The organism is Treponema bryantii, assembly GCF_900113965.1.
Lineage (GTDB): Bacteria > Spirochaetota > Spirochaetia > Treponematales > Treponemataceae > Treponema_D > Treponema_D bryantii_A.
The window spans coordinates 37,355-59,614 of the sequence record NZ_FORI01000005.1 but is presented as its reverse complement, the minus strand read 5'-3'; the positions used below and the strand labels follow the sequence as shown (position 1 = coordinate 59,614).

Here is a 22,260-nt window from a genome sequence, read left to right as displayed (position 1 = left end):
TTTTCAATTACCCATTTAATTATTTTTAAGAAAGTTACTTTTGATTTCTAAAAACTCCTGAAGACGTTCCAGAAGAGTAAAAAGATTTGCACGGTCTTCGAACTCATCACGATTTTCCGGTAGCGGCACAATCTTCATTTTGCTTCTGATTTCTTTGAGTCCTGCAAGCAGATCCTGAACATCATTATCCTTGTGATATTCAACAGAAACTTTTTCGAGAAAATCTGCAACCATCTGAGCTGTACCGGGAACAGTTTTAATCTGGCGTACACTCTTGAACATCTCATAAAGAACCTTTGTCTGATTTTCACGCATTGCAAGATAGCGGGTATCAAAAGTGTCGCGGCTTGTAAACTGATTGTTGAAATTTTCTTCTGCCTGTTTTTTAGCGGTGAAAAGACTCTGGTTCAGAGAATCAAAACAAGTGCCGTCGTAATCTGCAAAATCCGGATTGAGAATGCGGAGCGACATGCGGTGAAGCACGAGCTTTATTTTTTCATCCGTTTGATTTTTCAATTCTTCTATATAATCAGTTTTCTTATGAAGAAAAAGATTAACGAAAATACCAAAGCCAACACCCACTACAAAAAGCAGAGCTTCGTTTTTGATTTCCAGGAAGCCTGTTTTTCCAAGGCTCAGAAAATGAGAAATCAAAACTGAGTCCATAGCCATCGAAGAAATCCAGCCGCACCACTGACAGATCAAAATGAAAATTGCAAGATAGATAAAAAAGACATAGACAGTAAAACCAAGCAGATTAAACAAAATACCGGAAATCACAAGCGCAATTGCAAAGGCCAGAAAACGGGAGAGAGCGGTTTTAAGAGTTTCCTTTTTGGTCGGCTGCACAGAAAGAATTGCAACAATTCCGGCAGACACCGCAAACTCAAGTTTGAGCGCCTTCGCAACAAGAATTGCCATAATTGCGGCAAGTGTGACTTTTACTGTATTTATGAAAATCTGCTTTTTGTTCATGTCCTTAAATCTCTTTTACCAGCTCGCGGCACAGCATCACAAGATTGTAGCGGATGCCCTTTCGATTATCCCAGGAACGGATATCCCATTCATTCTGCGAAACATCGTCACCACCATAGATAATTGCAGCGTAATCAAACTTACGGTATTGAGCAATTGCAATACAGCCAGCCTGTTCCATCTCAACGATTTTTGCACCCTCAGCTTTTCGCTGTTCTACGAGTGCTTTTGTTTCACGGAACATTGCGTCTGTAGTCCAGGTAATGCCGGTCAAATACGAGATTTTATGAGTATCAAGATAATCTGTTACCTTTTTTGTAACTGCCTTATCGGTATAAATATAGCGGGCTGGTTCGATGTAACGGTATGAAAAACCTTCGTCACGGATTGCGCCTTCAACAACGAGAAGCTCACCTACTTTGATATTCTTATCGAGAACACCGCCGCCACCGCAGAACATAACCTTTGTGAGACCGCAGGCAGCAAAGACTTCGAGGTTTCCGGCGCAAGCAGGACAGCCGACATAGCCGAGGGTAATCAGGATATCGGGTGCGTCAGTGAAGCGGTAAATATCAACAGGGTTCTCACCGCCAAAGTGACGCTCTACTTCAATGAGTCCGTCCTTTTTCAAAGACTCCATGACTTCCGGGAAGAAAGTAATAATCAGTTTGTTTGTCTTAAACTTTTCAAGATTCCACTTAAATGGATTTACAACTGCATCCTGATCTGTATCAAACTCCAGAACAGGATATTCATTAGACTTTATCATGGGTACACCTCCGCCGTATAATTATTTATTCTGAAATAATATATTTTACAACGGAGGCAAGTCAACCTAGAACTTTACAACCTTTGGTGCACCACCGAAGCTGTAAATTGTTGCAGTGGCATTTTTGAAGTAAAGAACTTCTGTATTGTCATCATCAGCTGAGTACATATTCTTCAAATCTGGATAGTGCTCGAGCATATCAACCTTAGCCTCGCGGCGGTCGTCACGAACGAGCTCACCGGCAAGACGCAACCACTGACCAGTTGAGCCGTCAAAGCAGCAGATTTCTACTTTAGGATTTTTCTGAATCTGCTTTGAAACATCCTTACTCTTTCCAGTCTGAATGTAAAGTTTGTTGTCAAAAATATTTATAGTTCCGAACGGTCTGTTTCTAGGCTGTCCGTCCTCAACAGTTGCAAGATAATAAGTTCCGCATTTTTTGATGAATTCGTAGATTTCGTTCATAATGGGCTTTAACCTCCTTAAAAAAAGCCATTCTTGTATTTATCGGTGATTTTATTATACCATATTTTTCTCTTATTCACAGATTTTAATTTCACTATTATAATTTTACGCATGAAGAAATTATTCAATGATGGCTGGCAGTTTGCCGAGCTTGCTTTAGACGAAGCTTCTATGTATAAGGATGAAAAACCGGTTCTCTTTACTCCGGAGCAGTTTTATGATTGTGCGGTGACACAAAAATATGCACCCGTACGGATACCTCATGACTGGCAGATTCATCATGTAAATGAACTGTATAAAAACAGCGTGGGCTTCTATAAAAAGAGTTTTTCACTAAGCGCAGAAGAAGTTAACAGCCGTCATTGTGCAATTCGTTTTGAAGCTGTTTATATGAACAGTGCTGTATGGATAAACGGCAAGAAGGCCGGTGAATGGAAATACGGCTACTCTACTTTTGAACTTGATATTTCTTCATTAGTTCACGAGGGCGATAATGAAGTGCTCGTGATTGCAGTTTATCAGAACTGTAACACCCGCTGGTATTCCGGTGCTGGAATTATCCGCGATGTTTATTTTATAAATACAGACCGCGTGTACCTTCCGACAGACGGAGTTTATTTCACTGCAACTCCAGCCGATTCCGCAAATCTTGCCGGTGAATGGAATATCAAAATCTCTGTTGAAGTTTCCGGCGCAATCAGCGGACACAAAATTGAAAATATAATTACTGCCCCTGATGGAACTGTTTTTGCAAAAACTGAATTCCCTTTGTCACCGGTGCCTGTTCGTGAAGAAGAATCTGACTGGCTGCATCAGAATGTTCCTTCTCTTGCAACCACTTCAATTTCCCGAGCTCAAGAAGAACTGGCTGTTGAACAGCCTATTCTCTGGGAACTTAATGCGCCATTCTTCTATATATTAACTACAAAGCTGATGGACAAAAATGATGCTGTAATTGATGAAGTTCAGCAGCATTGTGGCTTTAAGCATGCAGTTTTCACAGCAGACAAAGGCTTTTTCTTAAATGGCCGCCATCAGAAAATATACGGGGCGTGTCAGCATCACGACCAGGGTGCACTTGGAGCTGCTTTCCATATTGATGCACTCCGACGCCAGTTCAGAAAACTCAAGGAAATGGGAGTAAACTCTGTTCGCTGTTCTCATAACCCGCCGCCATCTGCCTGGATGGATCTCTGTGATGAAATGGGACTTCTTGTTGACGACGAGATTTTTGATATGTGGGAAAAACCTAAGACCACATTTGACTACGGAAACTATTTCAACGATTGGTGTGAGCGCGATGTAACAAACTGGGTACGTCGTGATCGCAATCATCCAAGCCTCATTATGTGGTCAGTTGGAAATGAGATTTATGATACTCACATGGGAAACGGATTTGAAATCACAAAGCGTCTCTATACCTGTGTTCAGAAAAGTGACCCAAACAAAAATGCGCAGATTACCATTGCTTCAAATTATATGATGACAGAAGGTGCACAGAAATGTGCTGGTGAAATCGACACTGTCGGCTACAACTATCTTGAGCGCCTCTACAACGAACATCATCAGAAAAATCCTGACTGGAAAATTTACGGAAGTGAAACCGGCTCAACTGTTCAGAGTCGCGGAATATACCACTTCCCGGATTCGCTTAAACTCGTTACCTTCAGCGACGGCCAGTGTTCAACTCTTGGAAACTGTACAACTCCATGGGGCTGCGCAAACACACAGACTGTAATTGCAAATGACCGCGACTGTCCGTTCAGCGCAGGCCAGTATATCTGGACCGGCTGGGACTACATTGGTGAACCTACTCCGTATCACACAAAATCTTCTTTCTTCGGACAGATTGATACAGCAGGTTTCCCTAAGGACACCTTCTATCTTTTCAAATCAGAATGGGCTAGAAACAACACAGAACCTTTCGTTCACCTGCTTCCGTACTGGGACTGGAACGAAGGCCAGTTGATTGATGTAAAAGCCTATACCAATGGCGAAGGCGTTGAACTTTTCTTTAACGGAACTTCACTTGGCCGTCAGGAAATAAATCACAAAGACGGTGCAGAACCGTTTGGTCACTGGATTGTAGAATATCACAAAGGCGAAATCAAAGCTGTTGCTTATGATAAAGATGGAAACGCAATTGCAGAAGATGTAAAAAAATCTTTTGGAGATCCCGCTAAAATCATTTTGAATTCTGAAACAGAAGATGAAAGCGGAAAATCTGGTTCTCTCCATTTTATTCAGATTATGCTTGCTGATAAGGATGGAACACTCGTAGAAAACGCACGTAACTACATTACGTTCAACGTCGCAGGAGATGCAGAACTTGTTGGCATGGATAACGGCGACTCAACAGATTATGAGGAATACGTAAGTGCAACCGGCCGCAGCCATACCAGAAGACTTTTTACAAACAGACTGATTGCAATTGTACGTTCAAAAAACAACAACTCCAGCTTTGTAATCACTGCCGCTAGTGCTGGTCTTCAGAATGTTTCCCTCAAGTTTGACGGAAAAGAATGGAAGGAAGCTGCACCATATTTTGCAATCCGCCCGGAAAAGGATTTTATCCCGACCCGAAAAATTGAACTGATTGCAGACGGTTCAACAAAGCTCGATGCGACTCACCGCGAAGTTCACGTAACTGCAAGAGTTCTTCCGGAAAATGCTAGCATCAAAGAAATCAGCTGGAACCCGGTTTTGAAGGAATGCGTCTCTGCAGACAACATTACCGTAACGCCGGTGGTTGAGTGTTCGCGAAGCGAATGTATCGAAACCACCGCAGAGTCGACAATCTCCGCCAACTCCGACGGCGAATGTATTCTCCGCTGCACTGCCCGCAACAACACTAAGTATGACGAAGTAATCAGCGACCTGCCGTTCACCGTAAGCGGCATCGGAACTCAAAAGCGAAATCCGTACACACTCATAGAAGCCTGCCGCTTCGACAGCTACGATGCCACAAACGACAAACAAAAACCAGAGATGTCGCTTGAAAGCGGAATCTCAAACCGCAAGTGCGGCGCAACCTGGGTAAGCTTTGATAAGGTTGATTTTGGAGCCGACGGAGCAGACACAATCCATCTTCCAATCTTCAGTTTCTCAACCGAGTTCCCTATCGAAATCTGGGACGGCACCGGCACAAACCCCGGCAACTCAAAACTCCTCGGCCGCTTCACTTACAAGCACGAATCAATTTACAACACTTATTCTGAAAATGTGTTTACATTAGACCGCCGTCTCTTTGGAGTTCATACAATCACAATTGCATTTACGCATGACCTCTACCTGCACGGTTTCTATTTTGAAAAGTCGCCTAAAGCTTTTGCAAAACTCGCAGCCCTCGATGCAGACTTAATCGCCGGCGACTCTTTCACAAAGACAGACACTGCTGTAGAGAAAATCGGTAACAATGTTAACCTTGATTTTACGAATATGGATTTTGGCGACACCACTACAACAAAACTCACAATCTGCGGAAAGTCAAACACAGAGAACAATACAATCAACATTAAGTTCTTTGCCGCTGATGGAAGTTCTACAACTCAGGTAATCGAATTCCCACACACAGACAACTACGAAGAAAAGACCTTCCAGCTGACACCAGTGAAAGGCCTGCAGAAAATCAGCTTCGTATTTTTGCCGGGAAGTAACTTTGATTTTAAGTGGTTCAGGTTTAAATAAGATAAACCACAAAACCAAGAATCAGCAGAAGTACGACATTATAAGCTGTAAACACTGCAAAGTAATTATCGTGACTGGTTTCGACAGGCTCAACCAGCGAGGACTTATACAACTTAAAGGAAATCACACTTGCCATGCTGGCGATGAGAGTGCCCAGGCCGCCCACATTTACTGCCAGCAGCAGCATTGCGCCGTTTTCTGTAAAGCCACTGAGAAGCAGGGCGGCTGGAACGTTGCTTATTATCTGGCTGGCAGCAATTCCGGTCAGGTAAGTTTTAAGCGATGACGATAAAAGTGAATTTACAAAATCAGTAAAGGCTGGAACCTTTGAAAGACTTTTTGTAAAAATAAAAAAGCCCACAAAAGTAAGGAGCAGACTGTAATCAACCTTTTTGAAAAGACGCCAGTTGCAGATTGCCATTATCACAACTGTTACCGCTAACATAATCAGATAATTCACTACATGAAAAACTGTAAGCAGGCAGATTACAAAATCAGCAAAATAAAGGGCTGTACGAAAATCAGCCTTGAGGCGGACAACCTGAGTCTGTAAAACATTTCCACTTAGCTCATGTGGCTCTTTCATTCCGCCGTGTTCTGCAAGCTTTCTGCGGGTCAGGAAAATAATTATCACTGCAAGAATAAAAAGCGACGGCAGTGCAATCTTTGCAGTGAGCGCAAAGAACTCAAGCGCGCTAAAACCATAGTAAGAAAAAAGATAAAGATTCTGCGGATTTCCCATCGGCGTGATGCAGGAACCAAGATTTGCCGCCAGAGTTTCCAGCACAACAATGTGAAGAGCCGGAAGTTCAATCCGTCTGAAAATCAAGAGTGTAATCGGCACAAAAGTCAAAAGAGCAACATCATTTGTTACAAACATGGAAGAGAAAAATACAAGATAAGTAAGCAAAAAATAAAGCGCCCTTCTCGTCTTGCAAAGTCTCAGCAATCTTGCCGCAATAAAATCGAGAAAGTTCTGACTCTGAAAAGCCTTGATAACAATCATCAGAGAAAAAAGAATTGCCAGTGTTCGAAAATCAATTGCCTGAAGGCAAAGCTCTACACCAGGCCGGATCAGGCACACCGCAAGCACAGCCAGCAGCAGAGCCGCAAAAAGCACAGGCTCTCTCTTAATAAAATTTTTCATCCCTTCAAAAAGCTTTTTCATTTTTCTTCACCTTCATTTTCTTTCTGAGCAAGATTTACAAGCCACTTTTCTTTTTTAAGCCAGAAGTGAGCAATCATGATTTTTGGAACTTCAACAAACTTGATGATGGCATACATGGCAACCGGCCCAATCCCCGTAAAATTTGCAAGCAGGAAAATCCCCGGAATTACAATGCCAAAATTTCCGATTCCATCAACCACCATTCCCATCACGGTATCGCCACCGGCCCGGCTTACAGCAAACTGACAGTTTATGTAAACCCAGATCGGCATGTAAATAGCCATCACTAAAACCATCTGACGACAGATATGCTGAGAGCTGGCACTGAGATTTCTGAAAACCACAGGAACCAGGAGCAGACACAAAAAGCCGATACCGGTAAAAAAGAGGCCAAAGATTTTAGACCCATTCAAAAGCCAGACCTTTTCCTGTCGGGCCTGATCCAGTTCTCCCCTTCCCAAATCCTTTCCTATGATTACACCCGTCGCCGTTATAATTCCATTGAAGGCAACAAAGAAGAGATTGGAAATAGCAAAGCTGGAAGACATTCCCGAAACTACGTCGGCACCACCGCGGCCATTGTAAAGAGCAGTCGTAATTGTTTCTGCCATAGCCCAGACCATTTCAGAAAGCATAATCATCCAGGCCTTTTTAAGAATCTCGCAAAAGAGAGCAAAGTTTATGCGAAAAACATCAAAAAACTTAATCGCAAAATCAGGCTTCTGCTTAATCATGTAGCCGATAAAAATCAGAGCTTCAACAGTACGGGCAATTACCGTTGCAATGGCAGCACCGCGCACCTCGAGTCTTGGCACTCCAAGATTTCCGTAAATCAAAATCCAGTTACAGACAGTATTTACACAGGTTGCAATAATCGAAATTACAAGCGGAACCTTTACCTTACCAATCTCGCGCAAAGAAGAAGAAATCATTGCAGAGAGCATCCAGGGAATTCCCATAAAGCCCATGATTCTCATGTACTGAACGCCCTGGTCTAGAATCAAAACTGCCTGAGAATTGCCTCGAACCATGAAGCTTAAAATCTGACGGGGCAGCAGAAAACAGGACACAGAAAATACAGCAACAACAAAAAGCCCCATCCAGAGCTTGAAGCAGAAGGACTGCTTCATTCCCTCTTTATCTTTTGCGCCGGAAAACTGAGTCATGAAGATTCCGCCGGCCATGCAGATTGTATTCATAAAAACCATGAAGACAAAAATAATCTGCCCGCAGATATTTACACCGGACATTTTCACATCGCCAAGTCCGGCCACCATAAAATTATCAATCAGCGAAACCAGATTCTGAATAAGCATCTGGGCCATAACAGGAATGGCAATTTTGAGAGCCTGTGCGTAAAAAGAAGCCGGCCCAAAGTTCCGTCCTATAGCGTATTTTTTTTGAAGCATTGTGAGATTATACCTCAGGATTACACTTGTTTCTATATTATAAGAGATTTTTAATTTGCCGAAACCTTTTGACTTTTAGTATATTATATATATAGATACTAAATTAGCCGGCATATCCGGTAATGAGATTTTGACAAAATTATGAGCGATGAAATTTTAGAAGACAGTATTATTGAAGAAGCCTCTACGCTGCCTCCTTCCCTAATGAATAACATGGCTGTTTCTGGCGATTTTTATAAGATGGCCTTTCAGTTTCAGCAGATTATGATGATTTATGAAAGCGCAATTAAACAGATAGAAACTAAGCTTGATATTCTGAATAAAGAAAGCAGTGTAAACAGAACACGAAACCCTATAAGCACGGTAAAGAGCCGACTGAAGAGTCCGGAGAGCATTGCAAAAAAACTCGAAAAAAAAGGCTATGAAGTGAGTTTTGAGTCAATGATGAAAAACCTCAACGACATTGCTGGTGTTCGCGTTATCTGTCCTTACATTTCCGACATCTACACTGTTCGTGATATGCTTCTTAAACAGCCTGACCTTAAACTGATTGTTCAGAATGATTATATTGAAAATCCGAAAGAGTCCGGCTACAGAAGCCTTCACCTTGTGATGGAGATTCCGGTTTACCTTTCAAAGACAGAGCACCACGTACGCGTTGAAATTCAGCTGCGTACAATTGCGATGGATTTCTGGGCAAGCCTTGAGCATCAGCTTCATTACAAAAACGACGCCGAAGTTCCAGACAGCATCCGCCGCGAGCTTTTCCGTGTTGCCGAAACCATCGCCATGACCGACCGCGAGATGGAAGAAATCGCGATAGAGCTGCAGGCACTGGATTAACGCAAATCTCACAAATTACCGATAATCAAAATATGAAACGTACTTTCTTTTTGATTATCGCAATACTCCTTCTCGCCCCAGTATTTTCCGAAGTCTATAAGACCGGCGTAACCGCTTCATATTACGCTGAGGACTTCCACGGCAAACGAACCTCTAACGGCGAGCGCTTTAACATGAACGACTACACCTGTGCTCACAAATCACTTCCCTTTAATACAATTCTCAAAGTAACAAATCTTGCAAACGGAAAAACCTGCGAAGTGCGCGTAAACGACCGCGGCCCGTTTGTAGCCAGCCGCGAAATAGATCTGTCAAAGGCAGCCGCCATAAAACTTGGAATGATTGGAACCGGTACAACAAAGGTAAAACTGGAAATTGTAAAAAAGGGCCCGAACACAAAACTGAGTCAGCAGACCGCCGCCTCGGCAAGTAAGATAATGGCAAAACTTAATGGCGGTAACTCAGCGACCTCGAACAACTCAAAGACCTCAACCACCTCCAAAAAGCCCGCCAACCTCGCCCCCGGCACTTACTGGGACATCCAACTCGGCGCTTTCAGTTCCAAAGAAAATGCAAAAGCCTTTGCCCGAAAACTTTCCAAGGCAGGTTTCAAAGACATCGTGCTTCAGACTTCCGCCAGCCAGGGCATTACCCGCGTAGCTATAAAAAAAGTGCCAGCCAGCAAAGTGACCGACACTCAAAATAAACTGACCGCCGCAGGCTTCACCGAGCAAAGTCTACGACAGCGTAAAGATTAAAGGTTATAAAACGCTTTATACATTTCTGCAAGTTTAGAACCTTCGAGAGCTATGTCATAGCCTCGGCTTCTAAGCTTGGCGGCATTCGACTCACTTGCAGAAGTTCTGGAAAGTTTTTCATTAGTCAGACAATTATTAATCTGTTCTGCCCAATGTTCAGGCTTTTCCAAAGGAAGCATTTTCAAAGTTTCTGTAAGATCTGTTTCCGGTGAAACCTGATCCGAAGCAAATACAGGTACACCAGAAGCCTGAGCTTCTACTGCAACAACGGCAAGTCCTTCGTAAAGGCTCGGCAGCAGAAAAACATCAAAAGCCATATACAGTTTATCTGCATCTTTTCTCTGTCCGGCAAAAATCACCGATTCAGACAAACCAAGAGCTGAGACTTTTTCACGAACTGCTTCTTCAAGCGGCCCGGCTCCCGCCAGAAACAAAACAGAGTTTTTATTCAACTTATGATATTCATTAAAAATATCAATCAGAAACTCATGATTTTTCTGCGGCATAAATCTTCCGATATGGCCTAATACCACAGTGTCCTTTTCAATCTTAAACTCGTTACGAATCTCTTCACGATTTTTTTCATTAAATGAAAATCTGCTCAAATCAATTGCATTATGAAGCAAAGTAATTTTATTACTGCGGAAGGTTCGTTCTCCAAAAAGCCATTTTGCAGCAACTTCTGAACAGGCAAAATAATGTGTTGCATTAATTTTGGAAAGAGGCCTTAAAAGATTTTTGATAATATTTTTCTTCCACTCATGAGGACTACTTGTTGAATGTGAATGTGCAATTCTTACAGGAACTCCTGCTTTTTTTGCTGCAGCAAGAGAAAAGAATGACATTGCATTTATATGAGAATGAACAATTTTATATCCACCCTGCTTAAATTCCTGTACCAGAGTTTTATAATATTTCGGCATTTTCTGATAAGGCGGAATTACAATTACGCGTCCATTAAGTTTTTCGATTTCATCATACGGGATTCTGGTAGAATCGGCATCGCAAAAAAAATCGAACTGGATTTTAGTTCTGTCGATGTTGCGATAATAATTCATTACAACAGACTCTACTCCACCACCATGCCATTTTCCCATGATGCAGGCAACTTTAATAATATCATCTGCCATCTTAAAATCCTTATTAAAAAAATCTTTTTACTACTTCAAGTGTCTTCGAAGCAGTCTTTTCCCAGCTGTATTTTTCAAGTACCTCAGAAGCAGGACTGACTTTACCAGAAAGCAAGGTTTCAAAATCAACATCATAATTATATGGATCAATATAATAAACAGAATCTCCAAAAATCTCTGGCAGACAGCTTGCCTTCGCACAGATAACCTTAGTACCCATTGCAAGTGCCTCAAGCGGTGGAATACCAAAGCCTTCAAAAACAGAAGGGAAAATAAATGCTCGACAATTCTTCATCAAGAGTTTTGCTTCATCATCAGAAACATAACCAAGGTAATGAAGATTTTTCAGTTCACTGCCAGCAGAAAGTGTGTCGCCATATTTTTTCAAATCCATTTTACCGGCAACTGCAAAAGTATATTCAGGATAGCGTTTTGCTGTTTCGATAATCCAGTTAAAGTTTTTATTTTTTGCAAGGCTCGACATACTGTAAAAGAATTTACCTTCCACAAGTTCCGGCCATTTTGAAAGAGTTGTACCTTCTGCAATTTCAGTTGAAAAATGCTGCCATCCATTGTAAACAACATCTACACGACTTTGCGGAATTTTAAAACAATCACAAATCTCATTACGGCTGTTTTCACTTACAGTAAGAATCGCAAGAGTTTTTTTAGCACATACCTTATCCTGAACAATGTGCCAGAGTCTCATCAGCTGATGCTTTCCAGTTGTTACAAATTCCGGATGGATTGTATAAGTGATGTCATGAAGGCATACAATACCCTTCTTCTGAAGGAACGGAACTGTGTTACAAAGATGCAGTCCAAGTGCCTTATTCTTTCTGATATCATTTGCAAAATATGTCTGCTCCCAGAAAATACCGGTTCCTTTTTTTGCTTTTCTGATTTTTATATTCTTAAGGAAATCAAGTTTTGATTCATCAACATCAGATGGAACACACAAAAAAACTTTATCTTTTAATTCTGAAAATGCTGCTCCATCATCAATTAATGTATCAATATTTTTTACTGTTTCATATGCAAAACGCTGAACACCAGTGAGTTTCTGTTCAAGAAATTTTCCGTTAATAAAAATAAAATTGTACTTTCCCATAACTTTTATTATAATGTTTTATATGAAGAAAGTCTCTATTATCATTCCAGTATACAGAGCAGCAGAAACACTTGAAAATACGGTTAGTTCAATTCTTTCTCAGTCCTACAAAGATTTAGAGATTATTCTTGTAAATGATGGAAGTCCGGATAACTCTCTGGAAGTCTGCAGAATAATTGAACAGAACAATCCAGGCCGCGTAAGAGTTTTTGATAAAGAAAATGGCGGTGTAGTTTCTGCTTATAAGATGGGAATCAAAAATGCGCAGGGAGATTACATTGCTTTCTGCGATGCAGATGATACATACAAACAGGATTATCTTTCACACGGAATTGAAATCATAGAAAAATATAACTGCGACTTTATTTCTTATGGCTGCACAATCTGTTCTCAGACAAATAATGAACTGGTTTTAAACTCTGCAGAAACTGGTTTTTATGATAAGCAGAGAATCCGCGAAGAAATACTTCCACATTGTCTGTTTAATATTTTTGATCCAGCCGCATATTATAAAGTTCTTGTTTACCGCTGGAACAAAATCTACAAAAAGGAACTTATAGATCGTTTTGTAGATAAGCTCGACGAAAACTGCTATCAGATAGAAGACAATGTTTTTACAACTCTTGCAATTCTTAACGCAGAATCTTTCTATATCGAAAACATCAGTTTCTACAATTATATTCTTCAGGAAAAATCTATTACAAAAGGCTATTCAAAAGAACTTTTTGAACGCTACCTTTACTCACTTGAAATCCTGAAAAAGCTGACAAACGAAAATCTTTCTCAACATAATCCAAAACAGTTTGAACTTCTGGCATTTGAAAACCTTCGTATTGCCTTCCGCCGCTGCGCAAAATCAGCCGGCTACAAGCAGGCCAGAAATGCAATTAAAAAAATCAGAGCCTGCGGCTACATCGATAACATAAAACTCAGCGACATCAAACTGTCAAAAAATTATCTTTTCTATTTCCCGTATAAGCTGCATCTGAATTACTGTTTGTACATGGCGTTTAAGATTTTGTAAAACGAACATTTCAAGTAAAATACAAAAGGCTGTCCGAAGACAGCCTTTTATTATTCATAAGATGGTCGGCAAGCACAGCTTGCCTCTGAGCCATTCTTTCGATAATCCTAAAACGACCCTGGCGGCTCGTTTTTTAACGGATTTTCGATTTTAGGCTTATACCAATCCCTGAGCAACCATTGCATTAGCAACCTTAACGAAACCTGCAATGTTAGCGCCAGCGACGTAGTTAACCCAGTTGCCGTCTTTAGCACCAAACTTAACAGCTGTATCATAAGCGTTGTTATGGATGTTGATCATAATCTGGTGAAGCTTTTCATCAACTTCTTCTGCAGACCATGAAAGGCGTTCTGAGTTCTGAGACATTTCAAGACCAGATGTCGCAACACCACCGGCATTTGAAGCCTTTCCTGGAGCATAGAGAATCTTTGCAGCGAGGAATTTATTTACAGCGTCGATGTTAGATGGCATGTTAGCACCTTCAGCAACAAGCTTTACACCGTTCTTCAAGAGCTTTTCTGCATCTTCACCGAGCAATTCGTTCTGTGTAGCACATGGGAATGCACAGTCAACTTTAACTTCCCAAACCTTCTTTCCAGCAAAGTATTTTGCGTTAGGGAACTTCTTAACATATTCAGAAATACGACCGCGTTTTTCACCCTTGAGCTTCTTAACCCAGTCGAGCTTCTTCTGTGTAATACCTTCTTCATCGTAGATATATCCGTCAGAGTCAGAAAGTGTAACAACCTTAGCACCAAGCTGAATAAGCTTCTGAGCAGCATAAGTAGCAACGTTTCCTGAACCAGAAACTGAACATACCTTACCTTCGAAGTTGTCTCCAACTTTCTTGAGCATTTCCTGAGCGAAGTAGATAAGACCATAACCAGTAGCTTCTGTACGAATCAAAGAACCACCGAATGTAAGTCCCTTACCTGTGAGAACTCCAGTGTACTCGTCGCGGATTCTCTTGTACTGACCAAAGAGGTAACCAATTTCGCGACCACCAACGTTCTTATCACCAGCTGGAACGTCTGTATCAGCACCAATGTGGCGATAAAGCTCAGTCATGAATGACTGACAGAAACGCATAACTTCTTTATCTGATTTTCCATGTGGATCGAAGTCAGAACCACCCTTTCCACCACCCATTGGGAGAGTTGTAAGAGAGTTCTTAAGGACCTGTTCAAATCCAAGGAACTTAAGTACAGAAAGGTTTACTTCCTTAGAGAAGCGGAGACCTCCTTTGTAAGGTCCAATTGCACTGTTGTACTGTACGCGGAAACCACGGTTTACGTGATACTTACCTTTGTCGTCCATCCAAGGTACTCTGAACTGAATAACGCGCTCTGGCTCTACAAGTCTTTCGAGAATTGCGTTTGGCTCAAGCTCTGGCATTTTTGCAACTACTGGATCGAGAGTTGTCAAAACTTCCTCAACTGCCTGAAGGAATTCAGGTTCGTTAGCGTTCTTTGCTTTTACTTCTTCCCATACACGGTTTACGTAAGCATTTTTCATTTCTATTTACTCCTCGGCAAACACAAAATCTGCATTTAGACATCATTCTGCATAATTATGCATTTCCAAGGTATAAATATACCACAAACCGCGTTTCTATGAAAAGTAGTAAACGCCGAATTCCCCCGAATTCTCGTTAATTTTTATTAAAGTTTTGAAGTAAAAATGAAGATTTACAAATACATTTCAAGTCTACTAACAGACTTTTCCAGCGCCGCAACAGTTTTTGTTTCGAGGACACAGCGGGCGTTGCGGATTTCGGCAAGTTTAAGACGGTCGCGTAAATCAATTTCACCATCGCCAAGAGCGAGATGGTTTTTCGGCGGATTTTCTTTTCCATCATGAATATGAAAATGAATCAGCTGATTCTGATGTTCAAGAATAAACGGCACATCCTTTTCGCCGGTTGCCTTTGAATGGCCAATATCCCAGGTGAGTGCAAAAACAGGACTTTGCAGCAAAAGTTCTATCGCACGTTTTTCGTAATCACGGAAGCCGTCTGTATTTTCAACTACAATTTTGATATCGCTGTTGCCAATCCATTTTTCGCAAAGTGTCTTAAACTCTGCAAAGGATTTGATGTACGTATCAAAATCACGCTCATACATCTGAACTTTTCTATCCGGGAGTGTAATAAAAATTCCGTGATTCATGTGCATGTTCAGCGTAAGTGGCTGTGATGCATCTCCAAAACAGTCGCGCAGAGGCAATAGCTTTTTTGCAACCTCTATCGTACGGCAAACTGTTTCCAGATATGCATTTGTCACAAGCGGGTTAAAATCAGCAATATTAAGATTTTCGTCCAGGTGAATTGTATAATAAATTCCGGCCTGTTCTGCAGCCTTTATAAAAACTTCTCCATCAGCTTCTTCAAGTTTATCCAACTGATATTCGGGAAAGTTCATATTCAGTTCAATAAAATTCAGCCCCAGCCGCTGGCACAAAGCAATGTTTTCTTCCAGAGAATGATTTTCTATAAGAGTTGGCATTCCAAACTGAAGTTTTTTCATTCTAGCTTTCAAATACCAGGCGGCCGTCAATAAACAGGAACTTTACACGACCAGTAACTGTGCGGCCTTCAAACGGAGTTGCCTTACCTTTGCTGTAGAACTTTGAGCTGTCTACTACCCATTCTTCGTCCGGGTCAAGCATTGTAAGATCTGCATCATAACCGGCTTTCAAAAGACCTTTATGAAGTCCAAGCAGACGTGCCGGAGCAGCCGACATCAGCTGACTCAAGCGACGAGGATTAAACTGATTATCTTTTACAAGAACGGAATTACAAACTGCATAGGCTGTTTCAAGACCAGTAAAACCGGGAGCACCTGCTGCCTTATCATCCAGAGTATGAGGAGCGTGGTCTGTAGAAATTACATCAACAGTTCCATCACGGAGGGCTTCAAGAAGAGCCACACGGTCATCTTCACTGCGCAGCGGCGGATTAACCAATGCTCTGATATAAGGCTCGTCAGTTCCACAAAGAGCCAGATGATGAGGTGTTACTTCACAGGAAACAGAAAAGCCTTTTTCAGCTCTTTCGGTTGGAGCAAACTTTTCGCCGTCTTCAAAAGCCTGATAAGCAGCATCGGCTTCGTCCGCGTTATAATCCATTTCCTCATCATAAAGTTCATTCTTCGCATCGCGTACAGCATTAATCGAAACCGCAGTACTAACGTGAGCAATGTGAACATGGCAATCAGCTTCTTTCGCAAGCATGATGTTACGCACCGTAGCCACATCCTCGGCAAGAGCCAATATCTCGTTCGCCTTAGTCAAAGCAAGGTCAATGCGATCCAGTGCCTCAGCGTTCTCTTCATCATCAGCATCAAAATCATCATCACCTGTGCCCCATGCAGAAAGGCCAATGTTTTTCATAATCTCAAGGGCTTCTCCGCGGAAAGGCTTCGCCAACGGGCCGAGCGTCATATCCTCACTGTGGCAGCTTACAATCAGCCCCTTTTCGCCAGCCTTGGTCATTGCTTCAAGCATAATGCCAGAGGTAGGAACATCGCGGCCATCTTCACTGACAACCGGAACATATTTTTTTTCTACGAAATCAAGATGAGAAGTATCTGTACCTTCAAAATCTTTTGTGAGACTCACTGTCTGGAACAGATGAGTAAGCCCGATAGCTGCAGCCTCGCGCTCAATTTTCATTGCCATTTCAATAGAAGAAACAACAGGATTTGTATTAGGCATTGCAACAATTGTGCCGTAACCACCGGCTGCCGCTGCGTGAAGTCCGGAACTCAAATCTTCTTTTTGAGTTTGTCCCGGATATCGCAGATGCACATGCATATCAATAAAAGCAGGAGTCAGAGTAAGTCCGTGCGCGTTGTGCAGTTCAATCGGAGTCTTTTCTTCAAGTCCATCCTCCGCCAGAACCGAGCGAGCCATTTTTTCAAGCGTCTCAGAATTAGTATAATACCCCTGAAACACCGAGCGAATCTTTCCGTCAGCAACCAGAACTGCCCCCGGAGTATCCATACTTTCGTCCAAAAGACGCGCATTAAAAATCAAAACAACTCTGCTCATAATTCAAATCCCTATTTATTCTCGCTTCCTGCAAGGTAAAGTGTGTCGCAGTATTCGCAGCGGTAAACGCCCTTTGATTTATCTGTAAGAAGGAAGGTTGGTTTTACGTAATGTTCAGTCTGAGTAATGCAGCGAGGGTTCTTGCATTTGAAAACTCCCTGTACGCGGCTAGGAAGTTCCATGTTGATTTTGCGGACAATCTTCTCGTTTTCAATTACATTTACGCAGATTGAAGGATCAATAAAACCAAGCACCGAATAATCAATATTGATGATATTATCGATTTTGATGATATCCTTTTTTCCAGACTTTTCAGAAGAAACATTCTGAATCAGGCAGGAAGTAAAAGGTGCTTTGTCCAGACCAAGCCACTGGTAGATTTCCCAGCCAGAGCCGGCACGAATATGATCTATTACAAGTCCGTTTTTAATTGTATTTACGTTTAACATTTTCCCCTCCTAGTCAATTGCACCGGTGATTTTTGCAATCAAAGCCATACGTGCATACATACCATACTTAACCTGCTTAAAGTAAGCGGCTCTAGGGTCATTATCAACCTCAGGAGTAATTTCGTTTACACGAGGAAGCGGGTGCAGAACAATCATATTCTTGCGGGCAAGCTTCATCTTTTCTGTATCGAGAATGTAGCTGTCCTTAAGGCGGATATAATCCTGCTCGTTGAAGAAGCGTTCCTTCTGAACACGAGTCATATAAAGAATGTCGAGCTGATCAATTACAGCATCAAGACTTTCTACGATATCATATTTAATTCCGGCAGGCTCAAGCACATTTGTAATCAGATAATCTGGAACAGAAAGCTCTTTAGGACTGATAAAGATAAAGCGGTTGCCCTTAAAGTGGCGAAGTGCTTCGGCAAGTGAGTGAACTGTACGACCAAACTTAAGGTCGCCGCAGAATCCAACAGTATGATTTTCAAGACCACCCAAAAGCTGGCGGATAGTTACCAAATCGGTAAGAGTCTGGGTTGGGTGATAGTGACCACCGTCCCCAGCATTGATAATCGGGCAGGCAGAATATTTGCTTGCAAGCAGTGCGGCACCCTCTTTTGGAGTTCGCATTGCAATTACATCGGCGTAGCTTGAAACTACACGGATTGTATCGGCGAGTGTTTCGCCCTTTACAGAAGAAGTGTTATCTGCATCAGAAAATCCTTCTACAGATCCACCCAAACGGAGCATCGCAGCTTCGAAAGAAAGTCGAGTTCTAGTACTCGGCTCAAAAAAAAGTGTCGCAAGAATTTTCCCGCGACACACATCTTGAAATGATTTAGGATCAACAATAATCTGTTCAGCCAAAGAACAAATTTCCTCGATTTCAGCAACCGTAAGATCATCCGGCTGAATTAAATGACGACCAGTAAGCATTGGATACTCCCATTAATTTTTATTGATATTATCAAAAAACGAGAAATGTGACAATAACACTTATTCTAAAGATAATGCGCCATAACCGAAATTTCTGCACCATTTAGAAAATTATCAAACTTTTCTATCTATAACACCCTGTTTATACTACAGTCATGAAACTGGAGGATAAAACTTTGAAAAAATTTAAATTACTATTCACTTTAATTTTTGCATCTCTTTTGATTTCTTTCACAAACATTTCTTGTGATATCTCATGGACTACTACAGATGAAATAAATTCAGAAAACAATGATAACCCTAACAATGGCAATAATGATGATCCTAAAACAGAACCTTCTGACACAGAAGTTGTGGTAACAAGTTTATCTATTTCTGGTGCTTCTGAAATAACAGTAGGCGGTACAATTACTTTAACAGCTAATGTAACTCCTTCTACTGCAATAGTTACCTGGTCTTCTAATAACACAAAGATTGCTACAGTAAGTAATGAAGGTATTGTAACTGGTGTAAAAACCGGTAACGTAACAATTACAGCTAAAGCTGGCAAAAAGAGTAAGAGTAAGACCATTACAGTTACAGCTGCTAGTAGTTCTGAGGAAGGGGTTATAACTGATGATTCAGCATCTCCTGTAGCTTCTAGTAGTACAAATCCAACCAGTAATCCAGCTGTTCCAGCAACTCGTAAAACAGTTACTATTCCAGATAATGCATTAATAATTTTTGATTCTGAGAAAGGAATAGATAAGATTGATAATAGATCCACATGGGGAAATGCAACATTAACAAATGTAACTGTTGATGGAAAAACTGTTAAAAAATATGAATTAGGCACTGGTGACGCTAGAGCATTTGTGGGCAATTTAACACAAACATTTGATTTTCCACGTTCTTCAATTATTTATTTAAGTGTATACGCAAATAATAATTTTAAGTTTGCATATCATCCAGGAGAAGGTGGAGATATTTCTCAGACAGTTAAGTGGCCAGGTTCATGGGACTGGTATTCAGTTTTCAAAATTATGACAGGTGAAACTTCTATGAGCAGCATAGCCTTTTCTTCAGAGTCAAATCAGATTTTCTATATAGATCACATCTATATTATACCTGCAGGGGAAGAACCTGAAGCCTGGAATGACGAAACTGCCTCTGCTGGTGCTGAACCAAAAAAAGCAATTGGAACTCCACTTAATATTACAGGCTTAGAAGATTATACACTTGTTTGGGCGGATGATTTTACAGATGCTGAGCGTGATTCAGATGGTACACCATTAAGCTCTAACTGGGGCTACGATATAGGTAGAGGTCAGTCAAATAATTCTGATGGTACAAATCCTAATAACTGGGCCTGGGGTAACGGTGAAACTCAGTGGTATAGTGATAATGACAAAGATAATACCTGGGTTTCTAATGGTACATTAAAGATCAGAGCTATTAAAGAAACTGGTCCAGACAATAATGCAACACATACTAGTGGCCGTATTGTAACAAGAAATGTTCCTGGAAGACAGTGGGAACATGGTTATATAGAAATGCGTGCAAAAATTCCTGTAGAACGTGGAGTATGGCCTGCTTTCTGGATGCTTGATAATGATATTTATAACGGTCAAGGCTGGCCTTTGAGTGGTGAAATAGACATTATGGAAAGTTCTACTTCTATTTGGGGTGTTGATAAAGTTTATGGAACTTTACATTGTGAAGCCGGTAGTGGTGGAAATCCAATTTATACAGCTGGTACTGTTTTAGATGATATTGCTGGAGAATGGCATACATACGCAGTTAAATGGGATGAAAATTCTATAACCTGGTATTATGACGGCGAACCTGCGTATTGGACTTTAGGAAAGAACGCTTATGATAGTGATGCAACTTATACACCTTCTAATAATAGTAAGTCTGCCTGGCCATACGATGAATCATTCTACATTATTATAAACCTTGCAGTTGGCGGAAATCTTGGTGGTACAATTGGTAACTGGACAGAATCTACAATGACAATTGATTATGTACGAGTTTATCAAAAATAATAGTAATATAAGAAATTATTAACTGAAAAATAAAAGCCGCATTCGTTTTTTGCGAAATGCGGCTTTTTTACGTCATCCTAATAAGGCAACGTCATGCTGAACTTGTTTCAGCATCTATTAAATCTGGTCCATTCTTGCAACATCAGCTGTGTAGTCAATTCCTTCTACATCGAAACCGTTTGTTGCGTAGAAGTCGTGCTTGTAACCTGCGAGGTCGCAGATTTCCTTGATGTTGTCGTTGTTTACCTTAGCCATAAGCTTATCAACTTCAGCCTGAACATCTGCCTGCATTTCCCAGTCATCAACGCGGATGCGGTTTTCTTCATCAACAGGAACCTTGCCTGCAGCATTGTTATCACCAGTGTAAAGGCGCTCAGCGAAAAGGCGTTCCATCTGTTCGATACAGCCTTCGTGAGTTCCCTTTTCCTTCATAACCTTGAAGAGGATAGAAAGATAAAGTGAAATGATAGGGATAACAGCAGAAGAACGTGTTACAAGTCCCTTGTTTACTGAAACGTAAGCAGCACCACCGAGTTCCTTAGCGAGTTTTTCGTTAAGTGCATGTGCTGTAGCTTCAAGGTGCTTTTTAGCCTGTCCAATAGTACCGTCGCGGTAAATAGCATGGCTCAACTCTGGTCCGATGTACGAATAAGCAACTGTACGGCAACCTTCAGCAAGAACGCCTGCAGCAGAAAGCTGGTCAATCCAAAGCTGCCAGTCTTCACCACCCATTACCTTTACAGTGTTTGCAATTTCTTCTTCATTTGCAGGTTCTGCAGCAGACTCCTTGAGAGTGTCTGTAAGAATATCAATTCCAAGACCTGCGTATGTTTTACCAATAGGCTTAATAACTGATTTATAAAGTACGTGAGCACCAGTTTCGCTGTTAGGGTCAATCTTATCCGGGTCAGAGCGAACAGGAGAAGCAAGTGAGTAAACGATAAGGTCGAACTTCTTTCCAGCCTTCTTTGCTTCATCAATAATCATTTTGCGTGTTTCGTGACTGAAAGCATCTGCAGAGAAAGTTTCTGTGAACAAGCCTTCTGCCTTAGCAGCGCGGTCAAATGCGAGGTTGTTATACCAGCCTGGAGTACCACCCTTAGTTTCTGTTCCGGCCTTTTCAAAAGAAACACCGATTGTGTCTGCACCATATTCAAAAGCTGCAGAAATGCGTGAAGCAAGTCCGTAACCTGTAGAACAGCCGAGAACAAGAACAAATTTCGGCCCCTTTCCGCCCTCTTTCAAGTTCTTTGTTCCGCGCTTTGCTTTCTGTGCTTTTACATAAGCAATCTGATTTTCAACTTCCTTAGCGCATCCAAGAGGATGAGCGTTAAGACACATGTTTGAACGAACCATTGGTTTTATAATCATAAAAATATCTCCTGTGCCGGCCGCAGGCGACAATGTGTAGCAGGCGGTCGACCTTTTTCCAAGTTTATTATTACATTTTATCAAAAAA

The 22,260-nt window shown here is 41.4% G+C and carries 18 protein-coding genes; 5 read left to right on the top strand and 13 right to left on the bottom strand.

The features are described 5' to 3' along the window. Positions 1-15: 15 nt before the first annotated feature. From BM161_RS07465 to BM161_RS07455, 3 genes are all read right to left on the bottom strand, one after another. The gene (locus BM161_RS07465) at positions 16-975 is read right to left on the bottom strand and encodes an aromatic acid exporter family protein (RefSeq protein WP_074931383.1); all 960 of its coding nucleotides are present in this window, start codon (positions 973-975) and stop codon (positions 16-18) included. A 4-nt stretch (positions 976-979) separates the two neighbouring features. Then, positions 980-1,744, bottom strand: a complete 765-nt coding sequence (locus BM161_RS07460; protein ID WP_074931382.1) for a nucleoside phosphorylase — start codon at positions 1,742-1,744, stop codon at positions 980-982. A gap of 66 nt (positions 1,745-1,810) precedes the next feature. Further along, a complete protein-coding gene (locus tag BM161_RS07455; protein ID WP_074931381.1) occupies positions 1,811-2,209 on the bottom strand; it encodes a pyridoxamine 5'-phosphate oxidase family protein in 399 nt (132 codons plus the stop codon). Positions 2,210-2,320: 111 nt separating this feature from the next. Here BM161_RS07455 and BM161_RS07450 point away from each other — a divergent pair, with 111 nt between their 5' ends. Beyond that, positions 2,321-5,896: a glycoside hydrolase family 2 TIM barrel-domain containing protein gene (locus BM161_RS07450; RefSeq protein ID WP_074931380.1), complete on the top strand. Its 3,576-nt coding sequence runs from the start codon at positions 2,321-2,323 to the stop codon at positions 5,894-5,896. On the opposite strand, the gene BM161_RS07445 is transcribed toward BM161_RS07450, so the two are convergent. Continuing rightward, a complete protein-coding gene (locus BM161_RS07445; protein ID WP_074931379.1) occupies positions 5,889-7,064 on the bottom strand; it encodes an SLC13 family permease in 1,176 nt (391 codons plus the stop codon). The genes BM161_RS07450 and BM161_RS07445 overlap by 8 nt on opposite strands. After that, positions 7,061-8,473: an MATE family efflux transporter gene (locus BM161_RS07440; RefSeq protein WP_074931378.1), complete on the bottom strand. Its 1,413-nt coding sequence runs from the start codon at positions 8,471-8,473 to the stop codon at positions 7,061-7,063. Before BM161_RS07440 ends, BM161_RS07445 begins: the two co-directional genes overlap by 4 nt. A 141-nt stretch (positions 8,474-8,614) precedes the next feature. On the opposite strand from BM161_RS07440, the gene BM161_RS07435 reads away from it, so the two are divergent. After that, positions 8,615-9,316 carry a GTP pyrophosphokinase gene (locus BM161_RS07435; protein ID WP_083425716.1) on the top strand — a complete coding sequence of 234 codons (702 nt, stop codon included), beginning with the start codon at positions 8,615-8,617 and terminating at the stop codon, positions 9,314-9,316. A 32-nt stretch (positions 9,317-9,348) separates the two neighbouring features. Further along, entirely contained in the window at positions 9,349-10,074 is a 726-nt protein-coding gene (locus BM161_RS07430; protein ID WP_074931377.1) for a septal ring lytic transglycosylase RlpA family protein, read from the top strand. On the opposite strand, the gene BM161_RS07425 is transcribed toward BM161_RS07430, so the two are convergent. Together BM161_RS07425 and BM161_RS07420 are read right to left on the bottom strand one after the other, a co-directional pair. Further along, positions 10,071-11,204 (bottom strand): glycosyltransferase family 1 protein, encoded by a 1,134-nt coding sequence (locus tag BM161_RS07425; protein WP_074931376.1) that lies wholly within the window; start codon positions 11,202-11,204, stop codon positions 10,071-10,073. The two genes, BM161_RS07430 and BM161_RS07425, sit on opposite strands and share 4 nt — an antisense overlap. Before the next feature lie 13 nt (positions 11,205-11,217). Further along, positions 11,218-12,315 carry a glycosyltransferase family 4 protein gene (locus BM161_RS07420; protein WP_074931375.1) on the bottom strand — a complete coding sequence of 366 codons (1,098 nt, stop codon included), beginning with the start codon at positions 12,313-12,315 and terminating at the stop codon, positions 11,218-11,220. 22 nt (positions 12,316-12,337) lie between these two features. On the opposite strand from BM161_RS07420, the gene BM161_RS07415 reads away from it, so the two are divergent. Further along, a complete protein-coding gene (locus BM161_RS07415) occupies positions 12,338-13,339 on the top strand; it encodes a glycosyltransferase family 2 protein (RefSeq protein WP_074931374.1) in 1,002 nt (333 codons plus the stop codon). Positions 13,340-13,495: 156 nt separating this feature from the next. Here BM161_RS07415 and gdhA read toward each other — a convergent pair whose 3' ends face one another. The 5 genes from gdhA to pyrB all read right to left on the bottom strand — a co-directional run bounded on the left by gdhA (position 13,496) and on the right by pyrB (position 18,774). Continuing rightward, entirely contained in the window at positions 13,496-14,854 is a 1,359-nt protein-coding gene (gdhA, locus tag BM161_RS07410) for an NADP-specific glutamate dehydrogenase (RefSeq protein ID WP_074931373.1), read from the bottom strand. Between the two features lie 173 nt (positions 14,855-15,027). After that, a complete protein-coding gene (locus BM161_RS07405; protein ID WP_074931372.1) occupies positions 15,028-15,864 on the bottom strand; it encodes a sugar phosphate isomerase/epimerase family protein in 837 nt (278 codons plus the stop codon). Position 15,865: 1 nt separating this feature from the next. After that, positions 15,866-17,389, bottom strand: coding sequence for a dihydroorotase (locus BM161_RS07400; RefSeq protein ID WP_074931371.1), 1,524 nt, complete (start codon positions 17,387-17,389; stop codon positions 15,866-15,868). Between the two features lie 11 nt (positions 17,390-17,400). Then, the gene (locus BM161_RS07395) at positions 17,401-17,838 is read right to left on the bottom strand and encodes an aspartate carbamoyltransferase regulatory subunit (RefSeq protein ID WP_074931370.1); all 438 of its coding nucleotides are present in this window, start codon (positions 17,836-17,838) and stop codon (positions 17,401-17,403) included. Between the two features lie 9 nt (positions 17,839-17,847). Next, positions 17,848-18,774, bottom strand: a complete 927-nt coding sequence (gene pyrB / locus BM161_RS07390) for an aspartate carbamoyltransferase (protein ID WP_074931369.1) — start codon at positions 18,772-18,774, stop codon at positions 17,848-17,850. Positions 18,775-18,950: 176 nt separating this feature from the next. On the opposite strand from pyrB, the gene BM161_RS07385 reads away from it, so the two are divergent. After that, positions 18,951-20,801 carry a family 16 glycosylhydrolase gene (locus BM161_RS07385; protein ID WP_074931368.1) on the top strand — a complete coding sequence of 617 codons (1,851 nt, stop codon included), beginning with the start codon at positions 18,951-18,953 and terminating at the stop codon, positions 20,799-20,801. Between the two features lie 117 nt (positions 20,802-20,918). Here BM161_RS07385 and fabV read toward each other — a convergent pair whose 3' ends face one another. Next, positions 20,919-22,172: an enoyl-ACP reductase FabV gene (fabV, locus tag BM161_RS07380; RefSeq protein ID WP_074931367.1), complete on the bottom strand. Its 1,254-nt coding sequence runs from the start codon at positions 22,170-22,172 to the stop codon at positions 20,919-20,921. Between the last annotated feature and the right edge of the window lie 88 nt (positions 22,173-22,260).